Source organism: Flavobacterium collinsii (genome assembly GCF_902804485.1).
GTDB classification, from domain to species: Bacteria; Bacteroidota; Bacteroidia; order Flavobacteriales; family Flavobacteriaceae; genus Flavobacterium; species Flavobacterium collinsii.
Genome location: NZ_CADCST010000064.1, coordinates 113,662 through 126,633 on the forward strand (window position 1 = coordinate 113,662; position 12,972 = coordinate 126,633).

Sequence of the window (12,972 nt, forward strand, 5' to 3'; positions counted from 1 at the left end):
GCAAATTTGAAAATAAAAGATTAAATATTTTTATTTATATACAAAATCAGTTAATCATTCTTTTTACATGTGTTTTTAAAGATTATTAATCTTTAAAGATGTATAATAATGAAAAGAAACAGATAATTATTCTTTAGCGACCTAAGATGAGTGATTTGGAGTTTCCCAGAGCGCTTCAAAAACTCGAAAAAGAAAACAATATCATTTATATTTGCCAAAAATTAAGATAGATATAGCAATGAATTTGATAGAAATTTTAAAATGGCGCTACGCCACAAAAGCTTACAATAACATTAAAGTAACAGAAGAAAAGGTCGATCAGATCTTAGAGGCTATAAATCTTTCAGCATCTTCTTGTGGTCTGCAATCTTACCGTGTCTTTGTTGTAAGCAATCCGGAAATCCAAAAAAAATTAGGTGCTGATTCGTATAATGGACAGATTCACTCTTGCTCTCATTTGCTGGTTTTTGCCGCATTCACTGACATTTCTTCGACTTACATTGACAATTACATAGCGATGACAGAAAAGCAAAGAGGTCTTGATGCTGGTGCCTTATCAGGATTTAGAAATGGATTGCATTCCTATTTTAGCGATATCAACGAAGAGCAAAAAGCACTTTGGGCTGCCAAACAGGCTTATATTGCACTAGGAACGGCACTTATTGCTGCAGCAGAATTGAAAGTGGATGCCACTCCTATCGAAGGATTTAATGCTTCTATTATCGATGCCGTTTTGGGTTTGAAAGAGAAAGGGCTGCATTCCACAGTTATACTTGCATTAGGATACCGTGATTTGGAAAAAGACTACATGGCAACTATGAAAAAAGTTCGCTTGCCTATAAATGAAATGATAACGAAAGTTTATTAATGTTGTAAGGTGACAAAATCATGGCGCAATGTTTTTTTAACTATTAAAAATTCAACAAAATAAAGACCTAAGAAGTTTAGGTTCGAATATATTAAACATCTGAAAATATAAAATTTCCTCTTATATAATTAAATTTTATATAGTTAAGTTTATAAGCGGGCTATTAATGCTAAATAAATATAGAATACATTTGTTAACAATAAGATCTTAAATAAAGTTACTATTCTTGAATTTCGCAAAAAATGTTATACTCAAAATACAAACTTATTTCATTTTTGACCAGCATTTTTATCTGCTGTATCATCTTTAATGGTAAAGCACAGGTAAAACCTTTTTACACTGTCATGCCTTTTGAGGAAGAAATTTATTTTACAAAAACAGTCTTTCCTTTCAATTCCTCTTTTATGAAGAACCATAAGGTAAAAAGTATTGTTCTAAAAAATAATGATGAAAATGGGATAAATTATATTTACAATTTTAACCCGGATGGCCAAGTCGTGAGTATAACTAACATACGACACAATAAAGAGAAAAGAGACACAACTTTCTATATAAGAAATTACTACAATCCAAAAGGGCTGATTGATAAAAAAGCAAGCATTGATTATAATAATGGCATCGTAAAGATCAGTTCTTACCAATACGATGAAAAAAACAGAATTGATAAAATCCGATTCTTTTCATTGAATTCCGAAATGCCTAATAGACTACAAAATAGCGGTTGGTTAGGAGAATCATACCCGGGTGTAGATAAAATAGTAACACTTGGTACTTTACCAAATGAAAACCTTCTAAATAAAATGATCGAAGAAAACTCTTTTTCTTCATGGCACTATCGCTATTATAACGAAAATAGATTTGAAGTAGAAGAGTGCACGGAATATTATGATTTTTTAAAGAAGAATGACAATCAAGAGACTTGTAATCAGAAAAAAACGTATTATTATCTAGACGGAATCCCTGTTGCTTTGTTTCTACATAATGGCTGTGTCGATAAGACCACTCCATCTAAACTATACCAATTTAAAGAAGGATTTCTTTCAGCTCTGGCTGATGCTCCAAACAGCATTGAACCCCAAAGCGAAAAATACACTTATAATAAGAATAAAAATCTGGTACTGATGGAGGATATATGGAGTGCGCAAAAAGTAAGCGAATTGGTGATGACTTATGATAAAAAAGGCTTTCTCACAACAATACAAAGAAAATCAGACACAGCTAAGATGAGTCATTACTTTGAGGATCGAATTCTAAACATAACCTACAGCTTTTACTAATTGTCGAAATTAGATCTATCTTTCTTAAATTCGCTTCAACAACTGTAATGTTTAATTTCTAACTCCTAACAAAAAATGGATTTTCAGAATAATGAATTTTCAAAAATAGAGTCATTAGAATCAAAGAAAACAACTTTTATAGTAAAGTTTTTAGGGGCAATTATTTTTATAGGTACCGTTTTAGGAATAATTAACTTAGAAATAATTATTATCGAATCTAAACTATCTGTTGAATTTAAAATTTGTTCTGCAGTACTATCCGTAATTCTTTTATCTTTTTTGGTGTATTTTGTAGTAAAGGATATGATTATTCACCAAAAAAACAAAATCACAAAAGTAATAGTGGATCAAAATGGTTTGCACCATTATAAAGATGAAATAATTCTTGAATCCCTAACTTTTGAGTCTTTATGTCCAACTCCCGATCTGAAAAATTATGATATCGTTTTATCGGTGGGAGAAGATGCAGCTCATGATATTTGTTTGTATTACTTCGATAACTCCAGAAACGCAATAATGTATAAAGCCATTACATTCAACACTCCGTTTTCAATACGCAATGCAAAAGAACTAAAAAGACATTTCATAAAGGGCGTTTTAAAGTTCCGATCTGATTTGAAAGTTTCACCAAAGGTGCTGGATTTTTTAAATTTAAACGATTTACAAAATTAAAAATATCTAAAATTGTCTCGATCTGAATTTATCTTACGGGATTCAACAAGCCTCCCAATGTTAATTTGTTATGTAAGTCGTTATGTTTTAAACTCATAAATTTAAAATACTTCCTTCTTAAAAGAATCTTTTCCTATTTGTAAAATAAACTCTTCTGTATAAATATACCCAGAATTATCCTAAATGCTCTTTAGAGTATACTATTATAACAAAAAAATCCATCATCTCTACAAATTAATCTAAAGATGATGAACTCTTGAATATTATTTTTATTGCACTCCTCCGCCTAAGGCGCGGTATAAATTTATTGCTGCATCTAGCTTTTCTAATTTTATAGTCACAACATCAAGTTCGTTTTGTAAAGAACTATTTTGCGCTACAATTACTTCAAGATAACTTGCCATTCCGCTTTTGTATAAAAGACCTGCATCTGCAGTTGCTTTTTCTAACGAAGCTGATTTTTCTGTTACAAGTGTAATACGCTCATCTGCATATTTTAGTTTTGACAAAGCATCATTTACTTCACCAACCGCAGTTATGTAAGATTGTTTAAATTGAATCGCTGCTTTTTCTTGTTCCAAAAGTGCAACCTGATAGGCTGTTCTTAACTCTTTCTTTCTAAATATAGGCTGCACTAAATTTGCTGCAATCGATTTGGTTACAGATCCCGGAAAATTAAACCAGGTATCAAACTCAAATGAATTTACACCAATCGACGGACTCAAACTTAATGTTGGGTACATCGTAGCTTTTGCTAATCCAGTTTTTGCATAAGCCGACATTACAGCATATTCACTTGCTTTAATATCTGGTCTTCTGCTTAAAAGTGAAGCTGGAATTCCTGCCGGAACCTCAACCTCAAATTCTGATGCATTTAAGTTTCCTGCACGTGCTACAGTATTTGGATATTCTCCGCATAAAATCTGTAATGCATTTTCCTGAACTGCAATATTCGCTTTTGCTAAAGGAACCAATAATTCGGCTGTTTTTTTCTGAGCTTCACTTTGGTTTACTGCCAGAGAACTTATTGATCCTGCAGTGTATTGCAACTTCATCATGTTTAAAGTGCTACTGCTCAATTCTATATTTTTCTGAGCAATTTTAAGCTGTTCGTCTAATCCTAAAAGGTTATAATAAGCTTGCGCTACCTGAACAATTATTCTGGTTTTTAATGCCGAAAGATTTTCTTTCTGAGCAAAATAAGTGGCTTTTGCGTCTCTTTTTTGCATTGCTGCTTTTCCCCAAATATCAACTTCCCAGGACATACGAAGATTGGCGCTGTAATCATCCAAATAATCTTTACTCGTAAATTGGGCACTTAAGGAACCATTCAGCGAATTTTTAGACTGATAAGCTCTACTTGCTCCTGCATCAAAATCAAGTGTAGGAAGCAATGCTAATTTTGCCTGCCTATAATTCAAATCCAGCTGTTCCATGCTTTTCATTGCGATAAGCACCTCGTTATTTTTAACGAGGGCTTTTTCAATTAAATCAACCAGTAATGGATCTTTGTAATAACTTTTCCACGGAAGTAAAACCGTATCACCCGTTACAGCAATTTCTTCGCGGTATTTATCAGGTGAATTTAATGCTGCACGGGAATATTTTTTTCCTACCACACATGACGTCAAAATCAAGCCGGTAAACAAAGTAATTCCTATTTTATATAGTATTTTCATTATTATTCTTTTATAGATTGAACTATGGTTTTCTTGCCCGAAACTTTTTCCTGTAAATATTGAAATACAATGAAGAGCAACGGAATCACAAAAACTCCCAAAATAACTCCGCTCAACATCCCGATTGAAGCGCTCACACTTATCGATCTGTTTCCTACTGCTGTTCCTCCAGAAGCAAACATCAACGGAATCATACCTACAATAAAAGCAAGCGAAGTCATGATAATTGGTCGCAACCTTGACCTTGCACCTTCAATTGCCGCTTCAACAATACTTAAACCTGATATACGCCTTTGAAGTGCAAACTCTACAATTAAAATGGCATTTTTCGCGAGAAGTCCCACTAGCATAATGAGTCCGACCTGAACGTAAATATTGTTATCCAAACCAACAGCTTTTACTCCGGCGAAAGCGCCTAAAATTCCTGTTGGAATCGAAAGTAAAACCGCCAACGGTAGTAAATAACTTTCATACTGTGCTGCCAATAAAAAGAATACAAACAACAGACATAATCCGAAAATGGCAATCGTTTGGTTTCCTCCAGCTTTTTCTTCCAAACTTAAACCTGTCCATTCGTAACTGTAATCAGCTGGAAGTTTATCTAAAACCTTTTCTAAATTCCCCATAATCTGACCGTTACTGTAACCCGGCAATGCCATTGCTGTAATATTTACCGAATTGTAAAGGTTGTAACGGTCTACCGATTCCGGTCCGTACACTTTATGGAATTTTACGATTGATTTTACAGGAACCATCTGCATCTGTGCATTTCTAACGAAAATTTCGTTAAATGCATCCTCATCCATTCTGAAAATTCCATCGGCTTTTACATTAACTCTGTAAAACTTACCAAATCGGGTAAAATCTGACGATTGATCTCCGGCAAAATATGTCTGAATATTTCCTAGCAGTTCTTTTATGTTCACTCCCATTTGACGTGCTTTGTCCTCATCAACTTCCAATTCCAGCTGTGGATAATCGGCTCTAAAAGTCGTATACGCATATTGAACTCCGGGTTGCTGCATAATTTGTGCGATCACTTTATCTGACATTGCTTTTAAAACTTCCGGACTTCTTGCCATTCTGTCCTGCAATACAATTTCGGCACCACTTGTTACACCAAATCCTTCTACAGGTGGCATTCTAAACACCATAACCGAACCTTCTTTGATTGTGGATAATTTGGCTGCAACACTATTCAAAATTTCATCAATATCTTTAACTTCACCTCTTTCTTTTTTAGGCTTTAATTTAATAAAACCTAATCCGTATGCGGTACTGGAACTGTTACTCAAAATATTAAATCCGGTAATACTGGTGTTAACATCAATCGCTTTTTCTGATTCTAATATTTTCTCCATTCTCTGAACTACTTCAGTCGTACGATCTAGCGCTGTTCCCGGTGGCATAGATAAGCTGTACACCATAAAACCATCATCTTCAAGCGGAACGAAACTTTTTGGCGTTGACATCATCATATAAACTGCAAGAGCTGTTATACCGGTAATTAATCCTGCTGCAATCCATTTTCTTCCCACAAGGAAGCGAACACCTTTGATATATCTTCCGGTAAAATTGTTGAAACCCGTATTGAAACCCACAAAAAAACGGTCTTTAAAACTGGTTTTATGTTCGTGATTTCCGTGTTTGTCACCATGATTTTTTAATAAAAGCGCACATAAAGCAGGAGTTAACGTCAAGGCATTTACAGCCGAAATAATAATCGCAATTGCCAAAGTATAAGCAAATTGTTTATAGAAAATCCCTGAAGATCCTGTCATAAAACCAATTGGAATAAATACAGCCGACATGACTAAAGTAATAGAAACTACCGCTCCGGTAATTTCTGCCATTGCACTATGAGTCGCTTCTTTGGCCGAAATACCGGCGTCTTCTTCCATTTTACTGTGAACGGCTTCGACTACAACAATAGCATCATCCACTACAATTCCGATGGCCAAAACCAAGGCAAAAAGTGTTAGAATGTTGATGGTAAATCCGAAAACCAACAGAAAGAAAAAGGTTCCTACAATCGCTACTGGCACCGCAATAGCTGGAATTATCGTGGAGCGAATGTCCTGAAGGAATATAAATACGACAATAAATACCAGAATAAAAGCTTCTAACAAAGTCGATTTTACCTGTCCTGTCGCTTCGTCCAAACGTTCTTTGGTACTCATTACGTTCACGTATTTAATTCCGGGAGGAAAAGACTTCGATAATCGCTCTACTTCTTTATTAATCCCGATTTCAATATCGTTTGCATTAGAACCCGAAGTCTGTAAAATTGCCATTGTAACCGCATTTTTACTGTTCGATTTATTGTCCCCGCTATAAGAGATCGAACCAAATTCTACTCTTGCCACATCTTTAAGACGCAACAAATTATTACCGTCATTTTTAACCACAATATTTTCATATTGTTCCGGTTTGTTTTTCTTTCCTTTATATCGAATTACATATTCTAAAGCCGCTTTTGATTCTTCTCCAAGTTTCCCCGGAGCCGATTCTAAACTTTGATCTGCAATTGCCTGCGTAACATCAGATGGAACCAAACCTGCATTTGCCATTTTTCTTGGGTCAAGCCAAATTCTCATAGAGTAATCTTTCTGACCAAAAATCTGAACCTGACCTACGCCAGGAACACGTTTCATTTGCGGAACCAAATTGATATTAGCATAATTCTGAAGAAAAAGCTCATCGTACTTGTTATTATCATCTGTATACAAGTTGAAAATAACAATCATACTGTTTTGCTGTTTCGATGTTGTAAGTCCCATTCTGATTACTTCTTGCGGAAGTTTTGGAGTCGCTTGCTGCACTCTGTTTTGAACGTTTACCGCAGCCTGATCCGGATCTACCCCTTGTTTGAAAATAACGCTGATCGAAAAAGATCCGTCATTACTTGCAGAAGATTTAATGTACTGCATATTCTCAACACCATTAATCTGTTCTTCTAACGGAGTTACTACGGAACGGATTACTGTTTCACTATTTCCTCCCGGATACGAGCCACTAACCATTACCGTTGGCGGCGAAATATCAGGAAATCTGGTAACCGATAATCTGGTAAGACCAATAATACCCAAGATCACCAGAACAATGGAAATTACTGTGGCCAATACCGGCCTGTCTATTATTTTTTTTAACATGGAAAATGTTATTTATATTAAAAACTAAAAATTATTTTTACTAAGAGCCTTTACGATAATAGCATTTAGCATTACTTGATTATCGCTCTTACTTCGATACCATCACTTAGCACATCGATAGAATTTAATGCAATCTTATCACCGCTTTTTACACCGTTTTTTACAAAATAATTTGTACCGGAACTTCCGGCAACTTCAATTGGAGTCATGGCTATTTTATTGCCTTTACCTAAAACAAAAACAAAAAACTTATCCTGAATATCTTTTACACTTGCCATTGGTACCGTTACAACAGAAGACAAACTGCTGTTTAAAATAATTCTTGCTGAACCTCCTGCACGCAAAAGTTTTTTAGGATTTGGAAAAATCGCTTTTAAGGCAATTGTTCCGGTAGTTCTGTCAATGTTTCCGCTGGCGATTTCTAATGTTCCTTTTTGATCGTATGCACTATCATCGGCCATAATAAGGCTTACTGTTTTCTTTGATTTTGAATCTTTGGAGAAAGTCAGATAATCAGATTCGCTCATCGAGAAGTAAACAAAAACTGTATTAATGTCTGATAAAATAGTTAACGGAACAGTATCTGATGGCGTAACCAAGTTTCCAACACGATTTGGAATACGGCTGATATAACCGCTTACCGGAGCTTTTATCAAAGAGAAATCAGCGTTTAATTGTGAAGACCCTAAAGCTGCTTTTGCTTGTGCTGCCTGTGCCTGTGCTGCATCGTAATTTGCCTGTGCTGTTTTTAACTGCATGTCCGAATATACTTTTGCATCTACGAGAGGTTTCACTTTTTCAATTTCAAGTTTAGCATTCGCTAAGTTTGCCAAAGCACTTTTGTATGCTGCACGACTGCTGTTAACCTGCTCTGCGTAAACATCTCCTTTAATTTTAAAAAGTGACTGTCCTTTGTTTACATAATCACCTTCTTTTACATAAATTGCTTCAAGGTATCCTGAAACCTGAGCTTTAATATCAACATTTACAGTACCTTCTACAGTTCCGGGGTATTTTTTCGCCACTTCACCTGTAACAGATTTTGCCTGAAAAAAATCTACTTCCGGTTTTGGAACCGCCATTGCATCTGCTTCAGATCCGCTTTTACCGCATGAAGAAAAACCGATGATAATCAATAAGACTACAACCTTATTGAATGTTTTATAATTTTGAAAAAATTGTTTTGTCATTTTATTTCACTTTAATGAATACATAGAATTTGACCGCAAAAGAACAGCACAAAATGACCTTTAAACAGAAGAAAGTTACCCAAACGGAATTTTTCGATACTGAAACGAATGAGAATGATAATGCCAAAGACACAATGGCACGAAGTTTAAATTTTTTGAATAGCCTCCAGTTTTAACTGGAGGTATTGATAGGATGGAAAAGACTTTAGTCAAACTCATCTTTTGGCTAAAGCCCTTGATAATGAATTTATTTTACCTCCAGTTAAAACTGGAGGCAACTAAAAAATATGATTTTACTTAGAACCTTAGCAACTTAGTATCTCAGGACCTTTACTAGCGATCCATCCATTGTTTAAATACAGGCGCTTTTTCTCTGCTTATGATTACCTCACGTTCAGGATCTAACCTGAGCTGTATTTTTAGCTTTGCATTAAAATAGTTTGAGATCGACTTTATGCTTTCCACCCGAATGAAAAACTGTCTGTTGGCACGAAAAAAAACATCCGGATCAAGTTCCTGCTCTAATTCTTCCATAGTCTGAGTTACGGGAATGGCCGTGCCGTCTTTAAGCACTAAATTACTGGTCTTAAATTCCGAATATATAAAATCAATATCGGCAACATCTACACTTTTATAACCGTCGCGATAGGTTACTAAAAAACGCAATCTAAAAGAGGGTTTATTCATAAAACCTTTTAGAATTCCGGCAATATCTGTGGTACTATTTTCAACTTTAGAAACGGACTTAAACTTTTTTAAAGCAAATTCAAGTTCGTTTTTTTCAATTGGCTTCATCAGGTAATCAATACTGTTTACCTTAAAAGCTTTTATGGCATATTCGTCATAAGCTGTTGTAAAGATGACGGGAGAAGTAATTTCGACTTCATCAAAAATAGAGAAACTCAATCCGTCTGCCAGACGAATATCCATCGTGATTAAATCGGGCGCAGGGTTTGAATTCAGCCATTTAACTGAATCTGCAACGGTATCAATAATGGCCAGAATCTCACATTGAGGTTCCAGTTCTTCCAACAGTCTTTTCAAACGGCTGGCGTTGATACTTTCATCTTCTACAATTAAAATTTTCATACTATTTTGAAATTAAAGGCAAACGTACACAATAAGCCCCATTTGACTCCGAGAAAACGGGCATTCTATCGTGCAGAATTTTATATCGAAACTCAATATTTTTATGCCCGATTCCTGTTGAAACCAAACTCTTTCCGGCTGTTGGCTGTAGATTATTTCTAACCACAAGATCACCAAGATCAGAATAAATAGAAATCGTAAGGGGATTTGACACTGTCGCCATATTATGTTTTACGGCATTTTCGACTAATAATTGTAATGTTAATGGTGGTAAATGACGATCTAAACAAGTCATATCAATTTGAAGTTTCAAATCAACCTTTTCACCAAGTCGTTTCTTTAAAAGATAAAAATAAGCATTCAAAAATTCAATCTCTTCTTTTACTGTTATGGTATCTTTATTTAGGTTTGAAATCATATAACGATACACCTTTGTAATGTTCTCCAAAAATGATGCAGCGGCTTTTGGATCTTCATGAATTAGCTCGGTCAGAGCGCTGAAATTATTAAAGATAAAATGCGGATCAAGCTGTAATTTTAAGGACTCTAATTCATATTTTGCAGCAGCTTCCTGAAGTTCAGAAGCTTTTACTTTCAGTTCTGCCGCTTCTTCAGAAGTAACACGCCAGCGGTTCAGCAAAAATATACTCGTATGTATAAAACTTATAAAAAGGGATAATATCGCAGCCATTAAATTGGACTGCCAGATTTGAACAAGTTCACTTTCTTTTATTGGTGTCCAGGAATATAAATATTCCCACAGATACGAAAAAAAGTAGTTTAAAAGAATGTTACCTAAAATAATGCATACAAACTGTGCAAAAGCTCTGAAAATTGGTTTTTGCTCCCAACTGATCCAATAGTTTAGACTACGCCCAACAAAAAGACTTAACTCTGTAAGTACAGCACAATATACAAGGATTATAAATATATCAAGCGTCCAATCTATTACTAATAAAGTATTATGCTCAAAATCCTGATAGGGATTCAGGAAATAATAAGAGGATAAATAAATCAGAAAAACCACCGGTATAACAATAACTCTATAATATTTATAGAAAAAATTCTTTCCGGATAGTTTATTTTGAATACTTGAATTCATTAACTAATAATTGGTTAAATATTAAATTTATGCATTTTAATTGAGACAAAGATAAAAATTGACAATGCCTATTACACTTCTAAAATCTTTTTCTTCCTGACAGATGATCTTAGTTTATTGTTTTCTAATAATTTGGAAAAGACAATAGCGGAATATCCAGACCTGCCGCCATAATTCTGGTTTTACTTTTATGAACCAAAGAATCCCAAAAACCATATTTTTGAGGTACCATTACTAAAATATCGGCATCATAATTTTTGATTTCTTTCTCTATTTCATTAATTACGGCATTTGATTTTACGCTTTTATACATGTATTTCACTTGCTCAAATTCTTTCTCTAATGTAGAAGTCAGCAATATTTTATCTTGTTCTTCTTTTAAATTATTCAGTTTTTCTTCTACGCTAAAGAACTCAATTTCTGCTTCTAATTTGCCAACAATATGCCTTATCCAGCTAAATCTTTTAATTGATGATAAACTGAAAGAATCAGAAGCGTAAAGTATTTTTTTGATATTATGGAAACGGGCTTTTAAAGGCACAGCCAAAACAGGAATATTCAAATTTTTTATTACAGCTGTAGTTGAATTTCCCATTAATTCCTGTTCAAAAGAACGCTCTGCCATTCCCATTACCACAAGACTTGCCGCTGTACTGCCAATAAGATAAGAAAGTTCATCTTCTAAAAAAGAATAAGTGCATACAGAACTTACTTCTATATTGTATAAATCAGCTGTTTCTACGCTCAGTGTCTCAAGCCTTAGAGTGGCTTTTTCAATTTGTTTCTGCAAGCCTTCAGCTGAAATAAGAGAATTGGCGCTGTGAAAACTTAATGAAAAAGAGTTAAACAGAATCAGCTTAGCCCCTGCTGTTTTTGCAATTCCAGCTGCATAAGTAACAGCATTATTCGATATATCAGAAAAATTTGTGGCAGCAATTATAGTAAGTGGTGAACTCATATATAGATCAATTAAACAATTATTAGGGTAAAATTGTTTAATTATGGCTTTCAACATATTTTTAAGTTACTGAAGAATCATATTTTTAACCTCAACCGTAATTTTTACATTCTGAAATATTGAAGCTAGAACATTTTATTTTATTGATTTTTTTTAACTCTGTTCATTTCACTTAAATCTAATTTAATACGAGCTTACAAATATTTTTTTACATTCCAAAAAATTGTGGTTTTACGATTAATCCTACAATATAAGAGATAACTTCTTTACCGCAAAAACTTTATGTATTCATTTAAACAAGTTATGCCGAAAATTACCTAAAAAAAGTTCAAAAAATTGGCGTTCTAAGTTTCGTGGAAAAATCATGGCAGATGGTATTTTTTAAAAGAGCAAACCAACAAAACAAGCATCTAAAATACTCCGGTTCGAAACTTTACCACAGTAAGATTAATTTTTTAATTTATCCTCAATCATCTTTTTATTGACATCTTAAGTAGATCTTCACCTGTTTTATTGACATCTTAAATGCCTTCTTTGTTATTTTCAGTGGGCTGTCAATTACTTTGTCCGACTGATTTGAATTTTCATTCAAATAACCGTAAGTTTTCATTTAAAATACAGTAAATTTTTACAAAAATAAAAAGTTACATTTAAATTTCAATTAGCTTTAATTAAAACGTACAACAATATTTTAGAAATCTTCCCTCTCTAGTTATCAAAAAATGAAGCAAATACATTAGATGACAGTACGAACGAAATAAGAAAAACTATAAAAATCATAAAAAAAGAAGTATTTTTTTACAAACAAGCTAATAATAATTCGATATTTAAAGGTTTTGTAAAAAAATCATTATAAAATTAATTCTAATACTTAAAATTTAGAAGAAATTAACTACTTTTACTACACTATACCACATTAACGAATAATACCGTAAAGGTTTTTATTATAGTTTACACAATTTCCAAATCTCATTTCAATCTCATC

9 protein-coding genes are annotated in these 12,972 nt (G+C 33.8%); 3 read left to right on the forward strand and 6 right to left on the reverse strand.

Annotated elements, in window-relative coordinates; genetic code table 11:
- Positions 1–238: 238 nt before the first annotated feature.
- The 3 genes from FLA105534_RS04705 to FLA105534_RS04715 all read left to right on the forward strand — a co-directional run bounded on the left by FLA105534_RS04705 (position 239) and on the right by FLA105534_RS04715 (position 2,817).
- Positions 239–868 (forward strand): nitroreductase family protein, encoded by a 630-nt coding sequence (locus FLA105534_RS04705; RefSeq protein ID WP_173964877.1) that lies wholly within the window; start codon positions 239–241, stop codon positions 866–868.
- Between the two features lie 242 nt (positions 869–1,110).
- The gene (locus FLA105534_RS04710) at positions 1,111–2,145 is read left to right on the forward strand and encodes a hypothetical protein (protein WP_173964878.1); all 1,035 of its coding nucleotides are present in this window, start codon (positions 1,111–1,113) and stop codon (positions 2,143–2,145) included.
- 75 nt (positions 2,146–2,220) lie between these two features.
- A complete protein-coding gene (locus FLA105534_RS04715) occupies positions 2,221–2,817 on the forward strand; it encodes a hypothetical protein (protein ID WP_173964879.1) in 597 nt (198 codons plus the stop codon).
- 269 nt (positions 2,818–3,086) lie between these two features.
- Here FLA105534_RS04715 and FLA105534_RS04720 read toward each other — a convergent pair whose 3' ends face one another.
- The 6 genes from FLA105534_RS04720 to FLA105534_RS04745 form a co-directional block, all read right to left on the reverse strand.
- A complete protein-coding gene (locus FLA105534_RS04720; protein WP_173964880.1) occupies positions 3,087–4,496 on the reverse strand; it encodes an efflux transporter outer membrane subunit in 1,410 nt (469 codons plus the stop codon).
- A 2-nt stretch (positions 4,497–4,498) separates the two neighbouring features.
- Entirely contained in the window at positions 4,499–7,648 is a 3,150-nt protein-coding gene (locus FLA105534_RS04725) for an efflux RND transporter permease subunit (RefSeq protein ID WP_173964881.1), read from the reverse strand.
- A 71-nt stretch (positions 7,649–7,719) separates the two neighbouring features.
- A complete protein-coding gene (locus tag FLA105534_RS04730) occupies positions 7,720–8,838 on the reverse strand; it encodes an efflux RND transporter periplasmic adaptor subunit (protein ID WP_173964882.1) in 1,119 nt (372 codons plus the stop codon).
- Between the two features lie 333 nt (positions 8,839–9,171).
- Entirely contained in the window at positions 9,172–9,927 is a 756-nt protein-coding gene (locus FLA105534_RS04735; protein WP_173964883.1) for a LytR/AlgR family response regulator transcription factor, read from the reverse strand.
- Between the two features lies 1 nt (position 9,928).
- Positions 9,929–11,029, reverse strand: a complete 1,101-nt coding sequence (locus FLA105534_RS04740; protein ID WP_173964884.1) for a sensor histidine kinase — start codon at positions 11,027–11,029, stop codon at positions 9,929–9,931.
- Positions 11,030–11,153: 124 nt separating this feature from the next.
- Positions 11,154–11,987, reverse strand: a complete 834-nt coding sequence (locus FLA105534_RS04745) for a universal stress protein (RefSeq protein WP_173964885.1) — start codon at positions 11,985–11,987, stop codon at positions 11,154–11,156.
- Positions 11,988–12,972: the final 985 nt, after the last annotated feature.